This window comes from Pseudomonas putida (assembly GCF_028682635.1).
Taxonomy (GTDB): domain Bacteria; phylum Pseudomonadota; class Gammaproteobacteria; order Pseudomonadales; family Pseudomonadaceae; genus Aquipseudomonas; species Aquipseudomonas putida_AE.
In genome coordinates this window covers 120,846-142,208 of the sequence record NZ_JANHLK010000002.1, presented here as the reverse complement: position 1 = coordinate 142,208, position 21,363 = coordinate 120,846, and the positions used below count along the sequence as shown (strand labels likewise).

Annotated in this window: 22 protein-coding genes; 7 read left to right on the top strand and 15 right to left on the bottom strand. The window is 60.3% G+C overall.

Features of this window, described 5'->3' with window-relative positions; translation table 11 throughout:
- Positions 1-29: 29 nt before the first annotated feature.
- Entirely contained in the window at positions 30-590 is a 561-nt protein-coding gene (locus tag NPS56_RS03060; RefSeq protein ID WP_274073400.1) for a cysteine hydrolase family protein, read from the bottom strand.
- Between the two features lie 285 nt (positions 591-875).
- Here NPS56_RS03060 and NPS56_RS03055 point away from each other — a divergent pair, with 285 nt between their 5' ends.
- The gene (locus NPS56_RS03055) at positions 876-1,286 is read left to right on the top strand and encodes a GNAT family N-acetyltransferase (protein WP_274073399.1); all 411 of its coding nucleotides are present in this window, start codon (positions 876-878) and stop codon (positions 1,284-1,286) included.
- 4 nt (positions 1,287-1,290) lie between these two features.
- Here NPS56_RS03055 and def read toward each other — a convergent pair whose 3' ends face one another.
- From def to NPS56_RS03040, 3 genes are all read right to left on the bottom strand, one after another.
- Positions 1,291-1,830 (bottom strand): peptide deformylase, encoded by a 540-nt coding sequence (gene def / locus NPS56_RS03050; RefSeq protein WP_130210077.1) that lies wholly within the window; start codon positions 1,828-1,830, stop codon positions 1,291-1,293.
- Positions 1,831-1,832: 2 nt separating this feature from the next.
- Positions 1,833-2,792, bottom strand: coding sequence for a YihY/virulence factor BrkB family protein (locus NPS56_RS03045; RefSeq protein WP_274073398.1), 960 nt, complete (start codon positions 2,790-2,792; stop codon positions 1,833-1,835).
- 175 nt (positions 2,793-2,967) lie between these two features.
- Positions 2,968-3,159, bottom strand: coding sequence for a CsbD family protein (locus tag NPS56_RS03040; protein WP_020798093.1), 192 nt, complete (start codon positions 3,157-3,159; stop codon positions 2,968-2,970).
- Positions 3,160-3,357: 198 nt separating this feature from the next.
- Here NPS56_RS03040 and NPS56_RS03035 point away from each other — a divergent pair, with 198 nt between their 5' ends.
- Positions 3,358-3,735: a hypothetical protein gene (locus NPS56_RS03035; RefSeq protein WP_274073397.1), complete on the top strand. Its 378-nt coding sequence runs from the start codon at positions 3,358-3,360 to the stop codon at positions 3,733-3,735.
- An 89-nt stretch (positions 3,736-3,824) separates the two neighbouring features.
- Here NPS56_RS03035 and fadD1 read toward each other — a convergent pair whose 3' ends face one another.
- Entirely contained in the window at positions 3,825-5,522 is a 1,698-nt protein-coding gene (gene fadD1 / locus NPS56_RS03030; RefSeq protein ID WP_274073396.1) for a long-chain-fatty-acid--CoA ligase FadD1, read from the bottom strand.
- A 356-nt stretch (positions 5,523-5,878) separates the two neighbouring features.
- Positions 5,879-7,567: a long-chain-fatty-acid--CoA ligase FadD2 gene (fadD2, locus tag NPS56_RS03025; protein WP_274073395.1), complete on the bottom strand. Its 1,689-nt coding sequence runs from the start codon at positions 7,565-7,567 to the stop codon at positions 5,879-5,881.
- 226 nt (positions 7,568-7,793) lie between these two features.
- Between fadD2 and NPS56_RS03020 the strand changes: the two genes are divergently transcribed.
- On the top strand, positions 7,794-8,738 hold the full coding sequence (locus NPS56_RS03020; RefSeq protein WP_274073394.1) for an alpha/beta hydrolase: 945 nt from the start codon (positions 7,794-7,796) through the stop codon (positions 8,736-8,738).
- Between the two features lie 41 nt (positions 8,739-8,779).
- Complete coding sequence (locus NPS56_RS03015; RefSeq protein ID WP_274073393.1) at positions 8,780-9,250, top strand: MaoC family dehydratase; 471 nt, start codon at positions 8,780-8,782, stop codon at positions 9,248-9,250.
- Between the two features lie 66 nt (positions 9,251-9,316).
- Here NPS56_RS03015 and NPS56_RS03010 read toward each other — a convergent pair whose 3' ends face one another.
- The 4 genes from NPS56_RS03010 to NPS56_RS02995 form a co-directional block, all read right to left on the bottom strand.
- Positions 9,317-10,174 carry an efflux RND transporter periplasmic adaptor subunit gene (locus NPS56_RS03010; protein ID WP_274073392.1) on the bottom strand — a complete coding sequence of 286 codons (858 nt, stop codon included), beginning with the start codon at positions 10,172-10,174 and terminating at the stop codon, positions 9,317-9,319.
- Between the two features lie 10 nt (positions 10,175-10,184).
- Positions 10,185-10,391: a DUF1656 domain-containing protein gene (locus NPS56_RS03005; protein ID WP_046816627.1), complete on the bottom strand. Its 207-nt coding sequence runs from the start codon at positions 10,389-10,391 to the stop codon at positions 10,185-10,187.
- Positions 10,378-12,366 carry an FUSC family protein gene (locus NPS56_RS03000; RefSeq protein WP_274073391.1) on the bottom strand — a complete coding sequence of 663 codons (1,989 nt, stop codon included), beginning with the start codon at positions 12,364-12,366 and terminating at the stop codon, positions 10,378-10,380. Before NPS56_RS03000 ends, NPS56_RS03005 begins: the two co-directional genes overlap by 14 nt.
- A gap of 237 nt (positions 12,367-12,603) precedes the next feature.
- Complete coding sequence (locus tag NPS56_RS02995; RefSeq protein WP_274073390.1) at positions 12,604-13,071, bottom strand: ferritin-like domain-containing protein; 468 nt, start codon at positions 13,069-13,071, stop codon at positions 12,604-12,606.
- Positions 13,072-13,274: 203 nt separating this feature from the next.
- On the opposite strand from NPS56_RS02995, the gene NPS56_RS02990 reads away from it, so the two are divergent.
- Both NPS56_RS02990 and NPS56_RS02985 read left to right on the top strand, forming a co-directional pair.
- Positions 13,275-13,511 carry a DUF3820 family protein gene (locus NPS56_RS02990; RefSeq protein WP_008056784.1) on the top strand — a complete coding sequence of 79 codons (237 nt, stop codon included), beginning with the start codon at positions 13,275-13,277 and terminating at the stop codon, positions 13,509-13,511.
- A gap of 13 nt (positions 13,512-13,524) precedes the next feature.
- Positions 13,525-14,706 (top strand): aminotransferase class V-fold PLP-dependent enzyme, encoded by a 1,182-nt coding sequence (locus NPS56_RS02985; protein ID WP_274073389.1) that lies wholly within the window; start codon positions 13,525-13,527, stop codon positions 14,704-14,706.
- Between the two features lie 196 nt (positions 14,707-14,902).
- Here NPS56_RS02985 and NPS56_RS02980 read toward each other — a convergent pair whose 3' ends face one another.
- From NPS56_RS02980 to zwf, 3 genes are read right to left on the bottom strand one after another with little or no spacing between them, the layout of a single operon-like run.
- Entirely contained in the window at positions 14,903-15,568 is a 666-nt protein-coding gene (locus NPS56_RS02980) for a bifunctional 4-hydroxy-2-oxoglutarate aldolase/2-dehydro-3-deoxy-phosphogluconate aldolase (RefSeq protein ID WP_020797030.1), read from the bottom strand.
- A 17-nt stretch (positions 15,569-15,585) separates the two neighbouring features.
- Positions 15,586-16,299: a 6-phosphogluconolactonase gene (gene pgl / locus NPS56_RS02975; protein WP_274073388.1), complete on the bottom strand. Its 714-nt coding sequence runs from the start codon at positions 16,297-16,299 to the stop codon at positions 15,586-15,588.
- Positions 16,286-17,755 carry a glucose-6-phosphate dehydrogenase gene (gene zwf, locus NPS56_RS02970; protein ID WP_274073387.1) on the bottom strand — a complete coding sequence of 490 codons (1,470 nt, stop codon included), beginning with the start codon at positions 17,753-17,755 and terminating at the stop codon, positions 16,286-16,288. The genes pgl and zwf overlap by 14 nt, the downstream gene beginning before the upstream one ends.
- Positions 17,756-17,981: 226 nt before the next feature.
- Between zwf and NPS56_RS02965 the strand changes: the two genes are divergently transcribed.
- Positions 17,982-18,842 carry a MurR/RpiR family transcriptional regulator gene (locus tag NPS56_RS02965; RefSeq protein WP_173668879.1) on the top strand — a complete coding sequence of 287 codons (861 nt, stop codon included), beginning with the start codon at positions 17,982-17,984 and terminating at the stop codon, positions 18,840-18,842.
- Between the two features lie 150 nt (positions 18,843-18,992).
- Here NPS56_RS02965 and NPS56_RS02960 read toward each other — a convergent pair whose 3' ends face one another.
- Both NPS56_RS02960 and NPS56_RS02955 read right to left on the bottom strand, forming a co-directional pair.
- Positions 18,993-19,847, bottom strand: coding sequence for a D-hexose-6-phosphate mutarotase (locus NPS56_RS02960; protein WP_274073386.1), 855 nt, complete (start codon positions 19,845-19,847; stop codon positions 18,993-18,995).
- A gap of 113 nt (positions 19,848-19,960) precedes the next feature.
- Entirely contained in the window at positions 19,961-21,307 is a 1,347-nt protein-coding gene (locus NPS56_RS02955; RefSeq protein ID WP_274073385.1) for a carbohydrate porin, read from the bottom strand.
- Positions 21,308-21,363 lie beyond the last annotated feature (56 nt).

The following is a 21,363-nucleotide window of genomic DNA, read 5'->3' as shown; positions in this document are numbered from 1 at the left end:
ACTGATCGGTAGGAGCTGCGACGCGGCTCCTACACAGCTTTATCCAGAATATGTGCGGTGCTGACGACAGTGGCGTACTCGCCATGCAAGTTGCCCAGCGACATCGCATGGACCTCTTCAGCGCTGTGGGCATTGCCGAAAAAGTCGGCCTTGTCGAAGGTAAAGCAGGCATCCTCCGCGACCCAGGTGTCAAACCCCAGATTGCCTGCGGTGCGCGCGGTGGACTCCACCGAGTTGTGAGTCGCTACGCCGACGATGACCAATTGCTCGATCCCCGCCTCACGCAAAAACGCCTCCAGCCCCGTCGAACAAAACGCATCCGGCACCTGTTTTTGAATGTGTCGTTCGCCGGCCGCTGGCTGAAACCGCGACTGAAATTCCACCCCGGATTGCTCGGGCCAGAACACTGAATCCTCTGACCTGGACAAATGCTGCACGTGGATCACCGGCCTGGCGCTGTGGCGCCAGTGGGCCAGCAGTTCCAGCATGCGTTCTTCGGCGTGGGGATTGTTCCGGCGACCGAGTTTCGGCTGCAGGATGCCTTTCTGTTGGTCGATGATGATCAGCGCCGCGTTTGTCTTGAGCTCCATGCCGGCCTTTCTCCCTCGGGTCATTGGCTGTACCGCTCCCATCTTGCATGGGAGCGGTCATCAGCACCAGATCAATGACCGAACACGCCCACCTTCTTGGCTTTCTTTTCCGTGCGCTTTTCGATCGCCGATTTCAGCGGTTTTTTCTTCGCTGCTTTCTTCGAATCCATACCTTTGGACATGATGCGTACTCCACTGACTGGGGATGTGAGATCAGGTATACACCTATCGCCGCCGGCGTGTTCTTTTATAATCGCAGGCTTTGTGCACCGACAGTCCCAGACCATGCCCGATACCCTGTACACCCGGCTCGACGAGCCGTTATGGCCATTGATGAACAAGTTTTATCGCGCCCACCAATCGTCGATGAAGGCGGTTCGCGACGCACAATTGTGGGTGGCGCGGCGCGACGGGATCGTCGGTGCGCTGTGTTTGCGGCCGGTGTCCGGCGGGTTTTGGCTGACCGGGCTGTTTGTCGATCCGGCCTGTCGCGGGCAGGGTGTCGCCGCTGCACTGATCGGTGTCGCGGTCAGCCAGGTTGAAAGCCCGGTATGGCTGTTCTGTCATCCGGACTTGCGGGAGTTCTATCAGCGTCGTGGCTTCGTCTTCGATCCGCCGATGCCTTACGCCCTGGTCGAGCGCCTGAGTCGATACGCGCGCAACAAGCCGATGATTGCCATGGGCCTTGCGCGGTAACGGATCAGTCGTCTGCGTTGGGATCCAGATCCGGGAACATCACCTCGGTAAACCCGAACTTGCTGAAATCGCTGATGCGCGACGGGTACAATCGACCGATCAGGTGATCGCACTCATGCTGCACCACCCGCGCATGAAAGCCCGAAGCGATGCGCACGATCGGCTCACCCTTGGGGTCGAAGCCTTCGTAGCGGATATGTTGATAGCGATCCACCGCACCGCGCAGCCCAGGCACCGACAGGCAACCTTCGAAACCTTCTTCCAAAGTCGGGCTCAGCGGCGTGATCAGCGGATTGATCAGGATGGTCTGCGGCACCGCTTCGGCGTCCGGGTACCGTTCGCTGTGCTCGAAGCCGAAGATCACCAGTTGCAGGTCGACGCCGATCTGTGGCGCGGCCAAGCCAACCCCGCCAACGCTTTCCATGGTCTGGAACATGTCGTCGATCAGTTGCCACAATTCGGGGCTGTCGAACATCTCGGCCGGCACTGGCGGGGCAATGCGCAACAGGCGTTCATCGCCCATTTTCAGAATTTCACGAATCATGGTCAGGTTTCGTCTATGGTCGGTTTCGGTTGTGAGTGATCGCGGCCCAGTCCCGATACGTGCTGTTTTTCCTCATGCACGGGGCCATGCTCGCCGGGGACCTTTTCGCCAGGGTCCTTGCCCTCTCGCGACATGTGCTCGATCACCGCATTCATCTCCGCACCCAGCAGCAACACCGCGGCGGAGATGTAGAAGTACAGCAACAGCACAATGATTGCGCCGATACTGCCATACATGGCGTTGTAGTTGGCGAACTCCTTGACGTACAGACCGAAGCCCAGCGACGCGATGATCCACACCACCACCGCCAGGACCGAGCCGGGCGTGATGAAGCGAAACTCCTGCTTGACGTCAGGCATGACGTAATAGATCAGCGCCACGGCGACCATCAGCAGGATCACGATCACCGGCCAGCGTGCAATGGTCCAGAGGGTAACGATGAAGTACTCGAGACCGACTTGCGCAGCGATCCAGCCCATCACTTGTGGGCCGAGCACCATCAGCGCGGCGGCGATCAAAAGCATGCCGGCGATGCCGACGGTGTAGATGATCGACAAGGGAAAACGCTTCCACGCCGGACGGCCTTCGACCACATCGTAGGCGGCGTTCATCGCGCTCATCATCAGCCGCACGCCGGCCGACGCGGTCCACAGGGCAATCACGATACCCACCGACAGCAGGCCACCCTTGGATTGCTGGAGCTGGTCGATCACCGGGTTGACCTGCTCCAGCGCCTGGGGCGGCAACACCAGTTCCGATTGCAGGCGCAGCCAGGAAAAGAAGTCCGGCAGGTGCAGGAAACCGATCAGGGCGATCAGGAACAGGATGAAGGGGAACAGCGAAAACAGCATCTGATACGCCAGCGCCGAGGCATAGGTCGACATTTCGTCGTCGACGAATTCAGTGACCGTGCGCATCATCACACGGTGCATGGGCAGACCTTTCATGTCCGGAAAAATCATTAGCGTCTCCATTCGCCGCAATCAGGATGGGTTGAAGTCATGGCGACTCAGGGGCTGTTTTCTACATCAAAAGTAGATTACCTGGCGACTTTGAAACAATTTCCCTGCTCAAGTTCAGGCTGACATAAAAACGGCCATCCGTGGATGGCCGCCGCTGTCACCAATCAAGGCCGAATCAGGCCTTGTCGACGCCTTTTTTAACAGCGTCCTTGGCTTTGCCCACCGCTTGTTGAGCTTCGCCTTTCTTTTCCTGCACCACGCCTTCGGCGCGCATCTTGTCATTACCGGTGGCCTTGCCAACGCCTTGCTTGACGTTGCCGGCTGCTTCGTTGGCCATGCCTTTTACTTTATCGCCTGTGCTGCTCATGGTGTTTCTCCCGAACAATATTGATGAATAAAGTGGTTACAGAAGGTTGACCGGAGGCGTTTGCACGGAGTTTCATTTATTTTTACTGCGACATTTCATCGATCCGGGCAGGTTGGGCTTTATGTTTACCGGCCAACCCCCGAGAATGCGCAACGTATTCAGGCCCTGGCGCTGAAGATCCAATTTTGTAGGAATGTTATGAAAATCGATAAAAAGCAGGCCATTGCCCGCAGAAACCTGGAACTGGGCGGTGCTGTGCTTGGCGTCAACAACTGCCATTTCACCGAACTGAACCGCAACCGCAACATCTGGTGGTTCGATATCCCGGTGACGCGCCTGGCCGTTGGTCAGTACGAGTGGATTCACCTGCTGATGCACACCCCGGACACCGACCAACTGTTGCACCTGAAAGTGCCGACCGTGTTCCTGCGCGAGAAGCTCGAAGGCCTGGTGGTGCGCAACGAAGGCAAGCGCAAGGCGGCGTTGAGCCTGGAACTGAGCGCCGACAAGGATTCCTTCCTGCAAGACATGCGCCCGGCGGGCACCAACGTCAATTTCGCGCCGTTCCGCCAATAATCGAAAAGACCGCAGCCCTGTAGGAGCTGCCGAAGGCTGCGATCTTTTGATCTTCAACAAAAAGCCCCGCATCTGCGGGGCTTTTTGTTTTACGCGGCGTTCTTCGCCTTGATCTTCTTCAACTCTTCATCGCGCAACTCACGACGCAGGATCTTGCCGACGTTGGTGGTTGGCAGCGCATCGCGGAACTCCACGGAGCGCGGAACCTTGTAGCCGGTGACATTGGCGCGCATGTGCTCCATCACCTGTTCCTTGGTCAGGGTCACGCCCGGTTTGGCGACGATGAAAATCTTGATCGCTTCCCCCGACTTCTCGTCCGGCACGCCGATGGCCGCGCATTGCAGAACGCCCGGCAGGGTGGCCAGCACGTCTTCCAGTTCGTTCGGGTACACGTTGAATCCGGAGACCAGAATCATGTCTTTCTTGCGATCGACAATGCGCATGTAGCCGTCAGGCTGGATCAGCGCGATGTCACCGGTCTTCAACCAGCCTTCGCTGTCGAGGATTTCATCGGTGGCTTCCTGGCGCTGCCAGTAACCCTTCATCACCTGCGGACCTTTCACACAGAGTTCGCCGATTTCGCCCATTGGCTGTTCGACACCGGCATCGTCGACAATTTTGCACAGGGTCGACGGCACCGGAATGCCAATGGTGCCGATCTGGATCTTCTGGATCGGGTTGACCGTGGCCACCGGGCTGGTTTCGGTCATGCCGTAACCTTCGCAGATGGCGCAACCGGTGACCGCTTTCCAGCGCTCCGCCGCGGCCAGTTGCAGGGCCATGCCGCCGGACAGGGTGACTTTCAACGCCGAGAAATCCAGCTTGCGGAAGCCTTCGTTGTTGCACAGGGCCACGAACAGGGTGTTGAGGCCGACGAAACCGCTGAACTTCCACTTCGACAGTTCCTTGACCATCGCCGGCAGGTCGCGCGGGTTGCTGATCAGGATGTTGTGGTTGCCGATCAGCATCATCGCCATGCAATGAAAGGTGAACGCATAGATGTGGTACAGCGGCAGCGGCGTGATCAGGATCTCGCAACCTTCATTGAGGTTGGAGCCCATCAGTGCCTTGCACTGCAGCATGTTCGCCACCAGGTTGCGGTGGGTCAGCATAGCGCCCTTGGCCACGCCAGTGGTGCCGCCGGTGTATTGCAGCACCGCGACATCGCTGCTGGCCGGGTTGGCTTCAGTCACGGGTTGGCCATGGCCCTTGCTCAACACGTCGTTGAACTTCACCGCTTTTGGCAAGTGATAGGCCGGCACCATCTTCTTCACGTACTTGATCACGCTGTTGATCAGCAGACGCTTGAGCGGTGGCAACAGGTCCGCCACTTCCGTGACGATGACGTGCTTGACCCCGGTTTTCGGCACCACGGTTTCAGCCAGGTGCGCCATGTTGGCCAGGCAAACCAGGGCTTTGGCACCGGAGTCATTGAACTGGTGTTCCATTTCCCGCGCGGTGTACAGCGGGTTGGTATTGACCACGATCAGCCCGGCGCGGATGGCACCGAAGACGGCAACCGGGTACTGCAGCACGTTCGGCAGCTGCACGGCGATTCGATCGCCCGGCTGCAAATCGGTATGCTGTTGCAGGTACGCGGCAAAGGCACCGGACAATTCGTACAGCTCACCGTAGGTGATAGTCCTGCCCAGGTTGCTGAATGCCGGTTTGTTGGCGAAGCGTTGGCAGGATTGCTTCAACACTGCCTGAATATTCGGGTACTCGTCTGGATTGATGTCGGCAGCAATTCCAGCTGGGTACTTATCCTTCCAAAAGTCTTCGATCATGGAAGCCCACTCCTCAGCAACGCGAATTCAGCACCGCATTTGATGCGATTATTATTGGTGTTTGGTTATTGGTGAATCTGGGCTTTCATACAGGCCGAGAAGCACAAAACGCGCCGAGAGTAGCAGCTTTGCCAAGGGTCGCCTAGAGCCAAAAGCGGCCTCTACAGTCACAATTGTGACTCAAGAATGACAAGCGGTCATTTTAGAGCAAAAAACCTATATTGCCTTGAAACCCCCGAAAATCGGGGGCTCAAAACAAAAGATCGCAGCCTTCGGCAGCTCCTACAGGGGAATGTGATTCCTGTAGGAGCTGCCGAAGGCTGCGATCTTTGGAGAGCGCCCCGCTCTACAACCTGTTACGCGATATCCCGCAACTCCCGCCGCAGAATCTTGCCCACCGGTGTCATCGGCAACGACTCACGCAGGACGATGTGCTTGGGCACCTTGTACGCCGTGAAGTTTTCCTTGCAGTAAGCCTTCAACTCCTCAAGGCTGACCCCCGCCTCACGCGCCACCACGAACAACTTCACCGCCTCGCCCGAACGCTCGTCCGGCACACCGATCACCGCGCAGTTGGCGACTTTCGGGTGAGCCATGACCACGTCTTCGATTTCGTTCGGGTACACGTTGAAACCCGAGACGATGATCATGTCCTTCTTGCGATCGACGATGCGCACGAAGCCGTCCGGGTCGATCACCGCGATGTCGCCGGATTTGAACCAGCCCTCGCTATCCAGCACTTCGTTGGTCGCCTCGGGTTTCTGCCAGTAGCCCTTCATGATCTGCGGGCCCTTGATGCACAGCTCGCCACGCTCGCCCAATGGTTGCTCGACGCCTTCGTCGTTGATCACCTTCAGCGTGGTGCCCGGCACCGGCAGGCCGACCGTGCCGATGCGCGACTGGTCGCCATAGGGGTTGGTGCAGGCCACCGGCGAAGTTTCGGTCAGGCCGTAGCCTTCGGTGATGCGGCAACCGGTCAGTTGCTCCCAGCGCTCGGCCGTGGCCTTGACCAGCGCGGTGCCGCCGGAGTTGGTGAGCTTGAGGCTGGAGAAGTCCAGGGTCTTGAAGTCCGGGTGGTCCATCAGCGCGACGAACAGCGTGTTGAGCCCCAGTAATGCCGAGAACCGCCAGTTCTTCAGCTCCTTGATGAAAGCGCCGATGTCCCGGGGATTGGTGATCAGCACGTTGTGATTGCCGGTCACCATCATGCACATGCAATTGGCCGTGAACGCATAGATGTGGTACAGCGGCAGCGGCGCGATCATCACCTCCTGGCCTTCGCGCAGCAGCGGCCGGCCGTCGGCCGCGAACTGGCCGAGACAGGCCCGGGCCTGCTGCATGTTGGCCACCAGGTTGCCGTGGGTCAGCATCGCGCCCTTGGCCAGGCCGGTGGTGCCGCCGGTGTATTGCAGCACGGCGATGTCGTTGAGGCCTGCCTTCAACCCCTTGATGCCCAGGCCGCGGCCCATGCGCAACGCACTCTTGAAGGAAATCGCCTGGGGCAAGGAATAGGCCGGGACCATTTTCTTCACCTTGCTCACCAGCGTGTTGACCAGCCAGCCCTTGGCGGCCGGCATCAGGTCGCCCATCTTCGCTTCGATCAGGTACTGGATGTCGGTGTCGGGCAGCACTTCCTGGACTTTCTGCCCGAACATGTTCAGGTACACCAGTGCCCGGGCGCCGGAATCCTTGAACTGGTGACGCATCTCCCGCGCGGTGTACAGCGGGTTGGTGTTGACCACGATCAGCCCGGCGCGCAAGGCGCCGAACACGGCGATGGGGTATTGCAGGACGTTGGGCATCTGCACCGCGATGCGATCCCCCGGCACCAGGTAGGTATGGGCTTGCAGGTAACCGGCGAACGCGGCGCTGTAGCGTTCCAGTTCGGCGTAGGTCAGGGTGACACCCATGTTGGTGAAGGCCGGGCGATCTGCGAACTTCTTGCAGGAACGTTCGAACACCTCGATGACCGACTTGTATTCAGCGACATCAATGTCCAGGGGTACGCCGGCCGGGCGTTTGTCATTCCAGAAATCAGGTTGCATTGTTCTTGTCCTCTTTACCTGAACCGATCCGGGGCCGCTGATCTGTCATTTCTCAAATACAGAACGCGGAGCTTCACGGACACTAGCAGCTATGGCGAATCAGGCAAATATGGGCAAGGGCGTCATAGACCGTGTGAATCTTCCCGCCGTAGCGTGGGCTGATGCCAGCGCCGTTATGCGCTATACAATGCAACCACCCCGCGCCCATGCATGGAAAGGAATCGCCATGATCCACGACACGTTCTGGCTGACCGCCAGTGACCGCAGCCGCCTCTTCGTCAACCAGTGGCTACCTGCTGGCAGCCCCAGGGCCGTGATCCTGCTGGCCCACGGCATGGCAGAACACAGCGGTCGCTACGGGCGCCTGGCGGAAAAACTCTGCGAACAGGGCTACGGCGTCTACGCGCCGGACCTGCGTGGACATGGCAAAACTGCCGAAAACGGGACGCTCGGCCATTTTGCCGACAGCGATGGCTGGGCCAAGGTGGTGGGCGACCTGGCGTGCCTCAACCAGCACCTCGGCCAGCAGCACCCCGGGACCCCGATTGTGTTGCTGGGGCACAGCATGGGCAGCTACATCGCCCAGGCCTATCTGCTGCATCACAGCGCCAGCCTGCACGGGGCCATTCTCAGCGGTTCGAACTTCCAGCCCGTGGCCCTTTATCGGGCGGCCCGCCAGATCGCGCGTATCGAACGTCTGCGCCAGGGCCCCAAGGGCCGCAGCGCCCTGATCGAATGGCTGTCGTTCGGCTCGTTCAACAAGAAATTCAAACCGGCGCGCACCCGCTTCGACTGGCTCAGCCGTGACCCGGTCGAGGTCGACCTGTACGCCAGCGATCCGCTGTGCGGCTTTCGCTGCACCAACCAACTGTGGATCGATTTACTCGGCGGCTTGCAGCAAATCAGCAAAGCGTCCAATCTCGCCCAGATCGATCCGGGCCTGCCGCTGCTGGTGATCGGCGGCGAATGTGATCCGGTGAGTGAGGGCAAGCGTCTGAATGATCTGGCCAACGCGCTGCGCGAGGCTGGCAGCCAGAGCCTGCAACTGACCGTTTACCCGCAGGCACGGCACGAACTGTTCAACGACATCAACCGCGATGAAGTGACGACCGACGTGTTGGCCTGGATCAACCAGGCGTTGAGCAATCCGCGACCACACCGAACCGAATAGTTTTTTGTGAATTTTTTAATTCGTCACAGGAATCCAGACACATGACCCAGGTTACCAACACCCCTTACGAAGCCCTCGAAATCGGCCAGACCGCCAGCTTCAGCAAAACCGTTGAAGAGCGCGACATCCAGCTGTTCGCCGCCATGTCCGGCGACCACAACCCGGTGCACCTGGACGCCGAATACGCCGCGACCACCATGTTCAAGGAACGTATCGCCCACGGCATGTTCAGCGGTGCGCTGATCAGTGCCGCGGTCGCCTGCGAGCTGCCTGGGCCGGGCACCATCTACATCGGCCAGCAGATGAGCTTCCAGAAGCCGGTGAAGATTGGCGACACCCTGACCGTGCGCCTGGAAATCCTCGAGAAACTGCCGAAATTTCGTGTGCGCATTGCCACTCGCGTGTTCAACCAGCGCGACGAGCTGGTGGTGGATGGCGAAGCGGAGATCCTGGCGCCGCGCAAGCAACAGTCCGTGACTTTGACCGAGTTGCCGGCGATCAGTATCGGTTGATTACGTTAAAAGATCGCAGCCTCGTTTCACTCGACAGCTCCTACAAGGCTGCGATCTTTTGATTTTTCAAGGCTCCTGCACCTGCACGCTCGCCGTCATCCCCGCACTCAGGTTGAGCCCTTCCGGCAACTTGTCCAGCTTGATCCGCACCGGAATCCGTTGCGCCAGCCGAACCCAGTTGAACGTCGGCTCGACTTCCGCCAGCAACTGCCCATCCGGCGTCGTATTGCGGTCGGTAATCCCCCGGCTGATGCTTTCCACCGTCCCCTGCAAGGCATCCCCGGCGCTCATCAACCAGACTTTCACCGGGTCGCCGACGCGAATCCGCGGCAGCTTGGTTTCTTCGAAATACGCCTGCACATAGAAGGTCGAGTCGTCGATCAAGGCCATGACTGACTGCCCGGCGTTCACATAGTTGCCCTGGGCCAGGCGCAGGTTGGTGATGTGCCCGTTGCGCGGGGCGTGGATCTGGCTGCGGTCGAGATTGATTTGTGCGGCCTTGGCTTCGGCCTGGGCCTCGCGCAATTCGCCCCGGGCGATGCCGGCGTTGATCTGCGCATTTTCCCGCAGCTCGGCACTGATCGCCTGCGGCCCGAGACTGGCGCGTCGGCTGGCTTCGCGCTCGCGCAGATTGAGTTGCTGCTGGCGGGTCTGCACCACCGCCTGGGCCTTCTCCAGCGCTGCCTCGAAACGATCGCGGTCGATGCTCAGCAACAGGTCGCCGGCCTTCACTTCCTGGTTGTCGTGGACCTTGAGCTCGCGCACCCAGCCCGACACATCCGGGGAAATCACCACCACATCGGCACGGATGCGCGCGTCGCGGGTCCAGGGGGTCAGCATGTAGTACTGCCACAGATGGACGCCGGCAAAAATCGCCACGGCCACCAGGCACAGGGTGACGGCTACACGTACGGGGGTACGCATGTTCAACTCCTTATAAAGGTCCGAGGACGACGGTGATCACGGTCAATACACAGACGTACAAGGCGCAATCGAATAATGCTTCATGCCAGATCCAGCGGCTCACCGGGGTCAGGCGCAATAACAGGCGCAAGGCGCCGGTGACCAGCAGTGCCAGCACCAGGTAAATCAGGAATGGACTGAGCAGCACGCCGCCCACCGACCACTCACGCAAGCCCATGAATTTCCTCCTGCTGGCGGCACCAGGCGCGCCAGCTGTTTTGCAATTGCAGCACCGCGCCCTGGGCCAGCTTCAGCGCATCGCTGGGAGGCAAGGCGTACAGGGTTTGCAGCAACGCTTCACTGGGTTCGGCCAAGGCCTCGGCGCGACTGCCGGCAGGGCCCTGGCGCAGGACATTTTCCAGGTCGTCGAGATAACGCCGCTGCGGCGCCGTGACCGGTACCTGCGCCACCGCCAGGCTCAAGCGCAGGTGCAGCAATTCGTCGCCGATGTCCAGGCCGAGCAGGCCGTCGTCCCAGCGACTGCGCGCCGGTTCCGGCAGTTCCGGATAGTGCCGCGCCAGTTGCAGCAAACGGTCGGCCATGCGCCCGCCGAACCAGCTTTCGGCACCGGCCAGGTTGCGCCGGGTCAGGCGCACCAGGTCGTCCAGGGTTGCCACCAGCAAACGTCGGCCATGCCAGGTCGGGTTGCGCAGGATCAGCAAATGGAACGCCAGCACCGCCGCACCGACGCCGATCACCATGGCCTGGGCACTGTTGAAGAAGGTCGCGACGCCGAACTGCATCTGGTTCAGCGGGGCCACCAGCACAATGAAATGCAGGCAGAACGAAGTGGCCGTGGCGCCGATCTGCGGCTTGGCCATGCCCAGCGCGCCGAAAAACAGCGGCACGCCCATGCCCAGGCAGAGCATGGCGAAACTGCTCCATTGCGGCAGCAAGATCTGCCCGACGACAAACGCCGCTGGAATGGCCAGGAAAATACCGCGCATGAAACTCATGCCGATCTGCGCGCCGTTCTCGCGGCTGGCGAACAGGCTGCAGACCACACAGGTCAACACCAGTGCACCAGCCGCGGCGGGCCAGGCGGTTGCCAGCCAGAAGCACGACACCACCAGGAAGGCCAGGGCGCTGCGGGCGCCGAAGACCAGGGCTAACGACAGGTCGCGGTGCGGCGTCAGGGTTCTCGGCGGAACCACTGCGTCACGGCCCTCCTCCACCGCTTTCAACGCCGCGTTCGCCGCCATGGCGGTGTCCATCAACAAAGTGAAACGGACCAGGCAATAACTCTGCGCAGAACTGATGTGCGGGTCATGGGAAGCATCGAGCAAACGCGGGCGCAAGGCTTGCAGGATCGCGGCATCGGCACTGCCCAGCGCCTCCTGGACCTCGTTCATCCACTGCAACAACTGCTCGGACTCCTGCGGTTCCAACTGCTTCCACTGCCGGCGCACCGAACGGGCAATGCGCAACAGCATCAACAGCTTCTGGCTCAAACCGCTGATGGCCCGCGCACGTTGGCGTCCCTGGCCGCCTTCGAACCAGGCGTGTTCGCGCTGGGCGTCCACCGCGACGATTCTTCCGAGGATTTCCAGCAGGCCCTTGCGCGCCTGGCCATCGCCAGCCAGGGTCGCCCGCGCGGCATTGATCCCGCTTTGCCAGGCGGCCCGGGCCTGGTCGGCCAATTGCCGTTCCACCCGCAGCGGCCAGATCAAGGCACTGCTGACCGTGGCGCAGATAATCCCCAGGCTGATTTCCGTGCAACGCGCCACGGCCTGATCGAACACCGTCAACGGATGGTTGATGGCCGGCAAGGCAATGATCGCCACCGTGTAACCGGCCAGCACGAATGAATAGGACCAGGCGCTGCGCAGCAGTGTTGAACTGGCGGTACACAGCCCGAGCCACAACGCCAGGGCCAGCAGGAACAGCCAGGGAGTCTGGGCAAAGACGCCCATGAACACCACCGACATGATCGTCCCGACCAATGTCCCCAACAGTCGCGCCAGGCCTTTTTGCAGGACCATCCCGGACAACGGCTGGGCCACGATGAAGGCCGTCATCAACGCCCAGGCCGGTTGCTCCAGGCCCCAGCGCAACGCGAGCCACAGCGCCACGCCCCCGCCGATCAGGGTCTTGATCGCGAATTGCACGGCGCGCAGGTCAGGCGCGAACAAAGCCTGCAGGGTGATAGGCACTAAATGGACTCTCGAGAGGACGATTTAACGATAGACGGCTTCTCCCACGACCTCTCATAAAACGCGGATTCTGTAGGAGCTGCCGAAGGCTGCGATCTTTTGATCTTGCTCTTCAGCGGGTTCAAAGCCGCCAAAAGATCGCAGCCTTCGGCAGCTCCTACAAGGGTTTTTGCGGTGTTATTCACAGGGCACAAAAAAACGCCAGGCTGGCTGGCGTTTTTGACAGCTAACGAACGCTTACGAGCGTGCGCGAGCCTGGTTACGCAGGGCTTTCACCTGATCGTGATTGCGCTGTACGCCATGGTACTGACGCTCAACCACATCACGAATGCTGACCAGGTTGTGCTTGTTGATTTTTTCGATGGCTTCCTTGTAAGCCTTCTTCGCATGGTCTTCACCACGCTCGGCTTCATTCAATACAGCCTCTTCGTCCTTGCCGGTGAACATCGACTTCACGTCGACCCAGCGACGGTGCAGATCACCGCTGACACTGGTGGAAGTTTCCGGATCGCCACCCATCGAGCGTACGAGGCTCTGCAGTTCAGCGGCAGCTTGTGCGCAATCGGCAGAACGTTGCACGAACAGGGTTTTGAGTTCAGGTTGTTTGATGTCTTCAGCGCAAGTCTTGAACCCTTCCTGACCGTCCTTGCAGGTTTCGATCAGGTCGTTGAGTACAGAAATCGCTTCTTTATTCATGTCGGTCATTTTCAATTCCTCGCGGGTTGATGAAAGATGCAATAGCTATTGCACTGGTCATGCCAGCCCGGAATTGATTGGTAATTCGTTATTTTTCAATTACTTATAATTTATCCGAAAATCTGTATCCGTTTTATTTGCATGATCTGTCATTTGGCCTGCATGCAGAATGCCTGTATTTTCCAGACTGATTGATTCAAGACGGCCGATTGATGAACCCTGAAAAGCTCGAACTATTGATTACCCGGCAAATGCCCTTCGGCAAATACAAGGGCCGCATCATCGCCGACCTGCCGGGCCCCTACCTCAACTGGTTCGCCCGGGAAGGTTTTCCCCACGGCGAATTGGGCGGGCTGCTGGCCCTGATGCAGGAAATCGATCACAACGGCTTGTCCGAGTTGCTCGAACCCTTGCGCGCCAAACATGGCAAACCCGCACCCCGTCATTGAACCGAGTAACCCCATGCCCGATAACACCCGCCGCGCCCGTGATGAAGCATTCTGGAAAACCTTTGCCGACCGCTACGCTGTGCAACCCGGCCCGATCAACCTGGAAAACGGTTACTTCGGCCGTATGTCGCGCACGGTGGTCGAGGAATATCAGCGCAACATCGAACTGATCAACCGCAGCAACTCGGTCTATGTGCGCCAGCGTTTCGAACAGGGCGAGAGCCAGAAGATCAGCGCGCAGGTAGCCGGGTTGATTGGCGTTGCCGCAGAAAGCGTCGCCCTCACCCGCAACGCGACGGACGGTTTGCAATCATTGATCCGCAACTACAACCTTCTTCAACCAGGCGACCAGGTACTGTTCAGCGATCTGGAGTACGACACTGTCAAGGGCGCCATGCGCTGGCTGGCGCGCCACCGCGGTGTTGAAGTGGTCGAGATCGAACACCGTCATCCCGCCAGTTTCGACAGCCTGCTGGGCACTTATCGCGAAGCCTTCGCGCGTTATCCGCGACTCAAGCTGATGGCCCTGACCCACGTCACCCACCGCACAGGCCTGGTGATGCCGGTCCAGGCGATTGCCGCCGCCGCCAAAGAACATGGCATCGACGTGATTCTCGACGGCGCCCATGCGCTGGGCCAGTTCGAGTTCGACCTCGCTGAGCTGGGCATCGACTTCGCCGCCTACAACCTGCACAAGTGGATCGGTGCGCCGCTGACCCTGGGCTTCGTCCATATCGCCCCCGAGCGCCTGGCCGACATCGACCCGGACATGGGCGAGATGCATTTCCCGGCCACCGACATCCGCGCCCGCACGCCGTATAGCACGCCCAACATTCCGGCCTTGCTCACCCTGCCGCTGGTCATCGAGGAGCATCATGCGATGGGCGGTGCCGCCGCCAAGGGTGCGCGGCTCAACTACTTGCGCAACCTGTGGGTGAGACCGGCACGGGAGCTGCCGGGCATCGAAGTGATGACGCCGGATGACCCACGGTTGTATTGCGGCATCACGTCGATGCGTTTTACTGCACATGCCGATCAACAGCCGATGGTCGAGCGCCTGCTCAAGGACTACAACCTGTTCACCGTGGTGCGCAGCGGGGCGGCGTGTGGGCCGTGTATTCGTATCACGCCGGGGCTGACGACTACGGCGGCGGATATGATGGTGTTGACTTCGGCGTTGACTGAGTTGCGCTGAGATTACTGTGGGAGCGGGCTTGCTCGCGATGGACGTTAACGATAACGCGGGTTGCCTGATGCCCCGCGTTGTTCACAGGTTTTTCGCGAGCAAGCTCGCTCCTACAAAGGTTTTTTTGCGGGCAAAAAAAACGGTGCACCGACCAAGCGCACCGTAAAGCCGTAAAGCACACAACGAAGTGTTGGGGTGAAGCTGATCAGTCCAGCAGCGCCAGGGCCTCGGCGGTGCATTCCTGAATGCGGGCCCAGTCGCCGTTCTTGATCCACTCCGGATCAAGCATCCAGCTACCGCCCACGCACATGACGTTTTTCAATGCCATGTAGCTCTTGATGTTGGCCGGACCCACGCCGCCGGTCGGGCAGAATTTCACTTCGCCGAACGGGCCGCCCAGGGCCTTGATGGCCGCGACGCCGCCGCTGACTTCGGCCGGGAACAGTTTGAAGCGGCGATAGCCCAGGCCGTAGCCTTCCATGATGCCCGAGGCATTGCTGATGCCTGGCAACAATGGAATCGGGCTGGCGACGCTGGCTTCGAGCAGGTCACGGGTGATGCCTGGCGTGACGATGAACTGCGAACCCGCAGCTTCGGCCGCGGCCAGCATGTGCCGATCCAGCACGGTGCCGGCACCGGTCACCAGCTCCGGACGCTGCTCACGCAGCACCTGGATGGCCTTGAGGCCGAACTGCGAGCGCAGGGTCACTTCCAGGGCGGTCAGGCCACCGGCCGCGAGGGCATCGGCCAGCGGCAGGATGTCCTGCTCGCGGGCAATGGTAATGACCGGCAGGATCCGCGCCTTGGCGCAGAGGCTGTCGATCAGGGCAACTTTGTCCGCCATGGAAACGGTCGGGGATGGGTTTGTCATAGCGGCTGTTCCTTGGCTCATGGGCACCAGTAAATCTCTAACGTGGGTTGCAAAAACGCGCGAATCGGCAGTTCGGCGACATCGTCACCGGCCAGTGCGGTATCCAGGGTGGTCAGCTTGGACTGACCGGAAATCGACAGAATCTTGTGTTTGGCCGAGGCCAGCAGCGCACGACTCATGGTCAGGCGCTGACGCGGCACGGTGGGTGCCAGCATCGGGTAACAACGACGGGTCCCGTCAGCCTTCAAGGCTTCGGCCAGGTTCGGGCTGCCGGGGAACAGCGACGCGGTGTGGCCGTCATCGCCCATGCCCAGCACCAGCACGTCGATCACCGGCAGCTCGGAAAGCAAACGGTCGGCGTGATCGGCGGCCTGTTCAAGGTTGGCGCTGGCGTTGTACAGGCTCAGGAACTGAGCCTTGGCCGCTGGCCCTTGCAACAGGTATTTCTTCAGCAGGCCGGCATTGCTGTCGGCGTGCTCGACCGGCACCCAGCGCTCATCGGCGAGGCTGACCACCACGTTCGACCAGTCCAGCGCCTGCTTGGCCAGGTGCTGGAAAAACGCCACCGGGCTGCGGCCGCCGGAGACCACCAGGGTCGCCGTGCCCTGGGCTTCAATGGCATCGCTCAGGTGCTTGGCCACATTCAGCGCCAGGCTTTCAGCCAGCAGCACCGGGCTCTTGAACGCATGGGCGCTGACGCCCTGCGGCAGTTTCAAATCAGATATCGCCATACCACGACCTCCCATCCCGCGTGATCAGAGCAATGGAGCTCATCGGCCCCCAGGACCCGGCCGCGTACGGCTTGGGCGCATCACCGGATTTTTTCCACCCGGCGATCAACTGGTCACACCACTTCCACGCGGCTTCGATTTCATCTTTACGGACAAACAGGTTCTGATTGCCGCGCATCACTTCCAGCAACAACCGCTCGTAGGCATCGGGAATCCGTGCGCTGCGCCAGGTGTCGGAAAAATTCAGCTGCAACGGACCGCTGCGCAGCTGCATGCCCTTGTCCAGGCCTTGTTCCTTGGTCATCACGCGCAAGGAAATGCCTTCGTCCGGTTGCAGGCGGATAATCAGCTTGTTGCTGATCTGCAGGCGCTGCTCGGGAGCGAAGATGTAGTGCGACGGTTCCTTGAAGTGGATGACGATCTGCGACAGCTTCTGCGGCATGCGTTTGCCGGTACGCAGGTAAAACGGCACGCCGGCCCAGCGCCAGTTGCGAATGTCGGCACGCAGGGCGACGAAGGTCTCGGTGTCGCTCTGGGTGTTGGAATTGGGTTCTTCCAGGTATCCGGGCACCGGTTTGCCTTCGCTGTAGCCGGCGATGTACTGGCCACGCACCACCTGGGTGGTCAGGCCTTCCGGGCTGATCGGTGCCAGCGCCTTGAGCACTTTGACCTTCTCGTCGCGGATGCTGTCGGCGGACAGGTCGGCCGGCGGGTCCATGGCGATCAGGCAGAGCAGTTGCAGCAGGTGGTTCTGGATCATGTCCCGCAGCTGGCCGGCCTTGTCGAAGTAGCCCCAGCGGCCCTCGATGCCGACCTTCTCGGCCACGGTGATTTCCACGTGGGAGATGTAGTTCTGGTTCCACTGGGTTTCGAACAGGCTGTTGGCGAAACGCAGGGCGATCAGGTTCTGGACAGTCTCTTTGCCCAGGTAGTGGTCGATGCGATAGGTGCGGTTCTCCGGGAAGAACTGCGCCACGGCGTCATTGACCTTGCGCGAGGACTCCAGGTCCGAACCGATGGGTTTTTCCAGTACCACGCGGGTGTTTTCCGCCAGGCCGACCTTGGCCAGGTTTTCGCAGATCGCCCCGTAGACGGCTGCCGGTGTGGCGAAATAGGCGATGACCCGTTGCGCGCTGCCGGCCACTTCAGCCAGGGCCACGTAGTCTTCGGACTTGAGGAAGTCGACGTGCAGGTAGCTCAGGCGCGCGAGGAAGCGCTCAAGCACGGCTTCGTCCAGCTCCTTGGCACCGACGTAGCGGCGCAGCTCGGACGTAATGAACGCCAGGTGCTCCTGTTCGCTGCCAGGCTCCCGGGCCAGCGCGATGACACGCGTGTCCTCGTGCAAGAGGCCTGCGCCATCGAGTTGATAAAGGGCAGGAAACAGCTTGCGCAGGGCCAGATCGCCCAGGGCGCCGAACAAGGCGAAGGTGCACGGTTCAACCGTAATCGAAGGCATGATGTTTGTTCTTTTATCAAGTTAAGCTACAAATACCTTTTTTCAAGGCATCACTCAAGGGAAAATGTAGTAATAACCACAACATTTTCGCAAAATACAGATTCCGTGTGGTGGTCGGTCGGAGCCATCAGTAGGATAGGCCACCGTTATGGGCCACACCAAAGGCCCTTTTTGCATTAGCCGCGCGCTTATCGGCGCAGGTGTAAAGGATACTTATATGGACCGCGTGCGAAATTTACTGGAGCAAATCCAGAGTCGCCTTGAAGAGCTGAACAAGGCCGAACGCAAAGTGGCCGAGGTGATCCTGCTCAACCCGCAGCAGGCCACCCGCTTCAGCATCGCCGCCCTCGCCCAGGCGGCGTCCGTCAGTGAACCGACGGTCAACCGTTTCTGCCGTTCGTTCGGCGTCAGCGGTTACCCCGAGCTCAAGCTTCAGTTGGCCCAGAGCCTGGCCAGTGGCGCGGCCTATGTCAGCCGTGCTGTCGAGGCGGATGACAACCCTGAAGCCTATACCAAGAAGATTTTCGGCAGCGCCATCGCCTCCCTGGACAGTGCCTTGCAGGCGCTGGACCCAAATCTGATCAGTCGCGCCGTCGACCTGTTGATCCAGGCCCGGCAGATCCACTTCTTCGGCCTCGGCGCCTCGGCCCCGGTGGCGCTGGATGCCCAGCACAAGTTCTTCCGCTTCAACCTGGCCGTGACCGCCCATGCCGATGTGCTGATGCAGCGCATGATTGCCTCGGTGGCGCACACCGGCGAGTTGTTCGTGATCATTTCCTACACCGGCCGCACCCGCGAACTGGTGGAAGTGGCGCGCATTGCCCGGGAGAATGGCGCCTCGGTGCTGGGCCTGACTGCAGAGAACTCGCCCTTGGCCAAGGCCAGCACCTTGAGCCTGAACATTCCGCTGCCGGAAGACACCGACATCTACATGCCGATGACTTCGCGGATCATCCAGCTGACCGTGCTCGATGTGCTCGCCACTGGCATGACCTTGAGGCGCGGGGTGGATTTCCAGCCGCATTTGCGCAAGATCAAGGAGAGCTTGAATGCCAGCCGGTATCCGGTGGGCGACGAGTTCAACTGATCCGAAATCCCGGCTGACCGGTCCGGCCTCATCGCTGGCAAGCCAGCTCCTACAGGTTAAGCGGCGGTCGCAGTTTTTGTGCTCGACGCGGACACTGTAGGAGCTGGCTTGCCAGCGATAGGGCCAGCCGAGACACCGCAATATCCAGAGCTAAACCCCCACCCGCGCCTGCAAACTCAAATGCGCTTGCTCCCCAGGCTTCAGGCACAGGCTGTCGGTGCCGCCACTCGCCGCCTCTACACAAACGAATTCGGATATCTCGCTCCAACTCACCCCCAGCAACGGCCGCGAACCCGGATGCCACACAACCGTGTCGGCGCTGGCGCCCGTATCGATGCACAACGCCCGCTCCCAGGCGTGATCGTTGAGCTGCAATTCACCGTCATGCTGGAACACCCGCTGGCAGCCGCCTTCGACGCGCAACTCGCCTTCCTGCTGGCAAATCTGCCGATTCAACTGGTCGTAACCCTGCGCGCCATCGAGCCCAGACAGCGCTACCTCACCGACATCACCAATACGCCAGTAAGCGTGCAAAGCCTGGCTCAACTGGCACGGCATGTCGTCCTGATGCTCGGTACTCAGGCGCAAATCCATGCGTTCCCCCAGGTGCGCATGCAGGTCTACCTGCCAGTCGCACAGCTCCAGCTGCCAGTGCAGGCGCACGCCATCGTCATCGTTGCTGCTGTCGATCAGTTTCCAGTCGAGTAAACGCGCCCAACCGTGGGACGGCCAGGCGTTTTCACTCGGATGACGGCCGTACCATGGCCAGCACACCGGCACACCACCGCGAATGGCCCCGACCTGCGGCCACTTCGCCGCGCACCACAGCCAGGGTTTCTGGCCCTTGGGCTGGAAGTGCAGCAACTGCGCACCCTGGCGACTGAACACCGCCTGACACAGCGGATGATCGATCACCAGCACGTCGCGCTTCTGATAGCGCTCCCAGGCAAACACCGGCCGTTCGCGCAAGGATTTGAAGAAGCGTTGTAGCGGATGCTCAAGCATGTGCCACGGTCCTGAAAATCGTCTGTTACCGGGGTGCGCCGCCGGCAAAAAAAAGCGGACAGCCTTGGCCGTCCGCAAAATGCGCACATGGAGAGGAGCTTATCGCAGTCGCGTTAGAACACCGACTGAATTTTCAGGCCGGCGACCAAAGCGTCATCGACTTCATCCACACCGCCCGGGTGAGTGATGTATTGCAGGTTGGGACGCACGGTCAGCCAGTTGGTCACGTGGAAGCCGTAGTTGAGCTCGTAGTTGTATTCGGTGTCGCGCAGCGGCGAGAACAGCGGATCGTTGTAATCGCTGACACCATTGGAGGCGTTGACCAGCTCGGCGTTTTTCTTCACGTCATCGTTGACATGGATGCGGGCGAAACCGATCCCCATGTCATCCTTCGGACGCGCATCGAACGGCCCTTTGTAGACGAACATCAGCGACTGGTAGTTGTCGACGATGTTGGTGTCCTTGTCGTGGAACGTCGCGTTGGCGGCGATGTTCAGACCGCGGGTCGCGTCACCGTTATGGCTGGTGAGTTGCTGTTGCGCCACGAACCAGTAGCCGTGCTTGCTGCTGTGGCTGCGATAGGCGTTGCCGCTGGTGGCCGCGTTGTTGCCGTTGTCGTCTTCAAGCACGTCATCGGCGCTGGCGGTGCTTTTGTAGTAACCAACACGGTATTCGCCCGGCAACTTGCCTGGGTTGGGCAACCACACCAGTTCCACCGGCAGGACGGTGCCTTCGGTACCGCTGCCGCTGAGCTTGAAGCCGTTGCCGTGCTCCAGTTGCGACGGGTTCTGGTTGTACGCGCCGATCTGCGCATACCACTCAGGCGAGAAGTTGTACTTCACGCGGATCGCCGCCTGGCTGACCGGCCAGTTGTACCAGATGTTGGTGGCCCAGTTGCCCACCTGGGAGCCGCAGAACGCCAGGTTCTGGAATTCGCAGGGGAAGGTGTTGAAGTCTTCACCTTCACCGAAGTAACCGGCCTTGATGTCGAGTTTGTTGTCGAAGAACTGATGCTTGATCCACAGTTGGGTCAGCCGGACCATGTGCCCACGGCCGTAGACTTCCTGGGAGGAACTCAAGGTGCCGGCACGCGGGTCGCCGATGCGATCGTTGGAGATGTTCTCACCGTTACGGTTGGTGAGCTGGATCTTGGCCTGGGTGTTGTCCCAGCCGAACAGTTTCTCCAGGTCCAGCGCCGCCCCCAGGCCGAACTGGTCACTGTAGCGTGCGGTCTTGTCATCGTTGAAACCGCCGTCGAGGTTGCCGCCCACTTCACCGACGTAGTCCATCTTGATGTCGATGCCCTGCTCGATCAGCCTGGTCCGCTCACCACCCCAGTCGCCCGTCATCCATTCGGAATCGGCACTGAACGCATCAGCCGCGTGCACGCTACCGGCCAGCATCATTGCCGCAATCGCCGATAACTGGCAGATAAGCTGAGCGTTGTTGTTCTTCTTCATCCCTACATCCTCGTCTTATTGTTATTAACTGTTTTTATCTAACGCGGTTACATCCC

What these genes read in the sequence shown, in the direction of transcription:
- NPS56_RS03060 (WP_274073400.1), bottom strand. Translation starts at nt 590, where the DNA reads ATGGAGCTCAAGACAAACGCGGCGCTGATCATCATCGACCAACAGAAA.
- NPS56_RS03055 (WP_274073399.1), top strand. Translation starts at nt 876, where the DNA reads ATGCCCGATACCCTGTACACCCGGCTCGACGAGCCGTTATGGCCATTG.
- def (WP_130210077.1), bottom strand. Translation starts at nt 1,830, where the DNA reads ATGATTCGTGAAATTCTGAAAATGGGCGATGAACGCCTGTTGCGCATT.
- NPS56_RS03045 (WP_274073398.1), bottom strand. Translation starts at nt 2,792, where the DNA reads ATGATTTTTCCGGACATGAAAGGTCTGCCCATGCACCGTGTGATGATG.
- NPS56_RS03040 (WP_020798093.1), bottom strand. Translation starts at nt 3,159, where the DNA reads ATGAGCAGCACAGGCGATAAAGTAAAAGGCATGGCCAACGAAGCAGCC.
- NPS56_RS03035 (WP_274073397.1), top strand. Translation starts at nt 3,358, where the DNA reads ATGAAAATCGATAAAAAGCAGGCCATTGCCCGCAGAAACCTGGAACTG.
- fadD1 (WP_274073396.1), bottom strand. Translation starts at nt 5,522, where the DNA reads ATGATCGAAGACTTTTGGAAGGATAAGTACCCAGCTGGAATTGCTGCC.
- fadD2 (WP_274073395.1), bottom strand. Translation starts at nt 7,567, where the DNA reads ATGCAACCTGATTTCTGGAATGACAAACGCCCGGCCGGCGTACCCCTG.
- NPS56_RS03020 (WP_274073394.1), top strand. Translation starts at nt 7,794, where the DNA reads ATGATCCACGACACGTTCTGGCTGACCGCCAGTGACCGCAGCCGCCTC.
- NPS56_RS03015 (WP_274073393.1), top strand. Translation starts at nt 8,780, where the DNA reads ATGACCCAGGTTACCAACACCCCTTACGAAGCCCTCGAAATCGGCCAG.
- NPS56_RS03010 (WP_274073392.1), bottom strand. Translation starts at nt 10,174, where the DNA reads ATGCGTACCCCCGTACGTGTAGCCGTCACCCTGTGCCTGGTGGCCGTG.
- NPS56_RS03005 (WP_046816627.1), bottom strand. Translation starts at nt 10,391, where the DNA reads ATGGGCTTGCGTGAGTGGTCGGTGGGCGGCGTGCTGCTCAGTCCATTC.
- NPS56_RS02995 (WP_274073390.1), bottom strand. Translation starts at nt 13,071, where the DNA reads ATGACCGACATGAATAAAGAAGCGATTTCTGTACTCAACGACCTGATC.
- NPS56_RS02990 (WP_008056784.1), top strand. Translation starts at nt 13,275, where the DNA reads ATGAACCCTGAAAAGCTCGAACTATTGATTACCCGGCAAATGCCCTTC.
- NPS56_RS02985 (WP_274073389.1), top strand. Translation starts at nt 13,525, where the DNA reads ATGCCCGATAACACCCGCCGCGCCCGTGATGAAGCATTCTGGAAAACC.
- NPS56_RS02980 (WP_020797030.1), bottom strand. Translation starts at nt 15,568, where the DNA reads ATGACAAACCCATCCCCGACCGTTTCCATGGCGGACAAAGTTGCCCTG.
- pgl (WP_274073388.1), bottom strand. Translation starts at nt 16,299, where the DNA reads ATGGCGATATCTGATTTGAAACTGCCGCAGGGCGTCAGCGCCCATGCG.
- zwf (WP_274073387.1), bottom strand. Translation starts at nt 17,755, where the DNA reads ATGCCTTCGATTACGGTTGAACCGTGCACCTTCGCCTTGTTCGGCGCC.
- NPS56_RS02960 (WP_274073386.1), bottom strand. Translation starts at nt 19,847, where the DNA reads ATGCTTGAGCATCCGCTACAACGCTTCTTCAAATCCTTGCGCGAACGG.
- NPS56_RS02955 (WP_274073385.1), bottom strand. Translation starts at nt 21,307, where the DNA reads ATGAAGAAGAACAACAACGCTCAGCTTATCTGCCAGTTATCGGCGATT.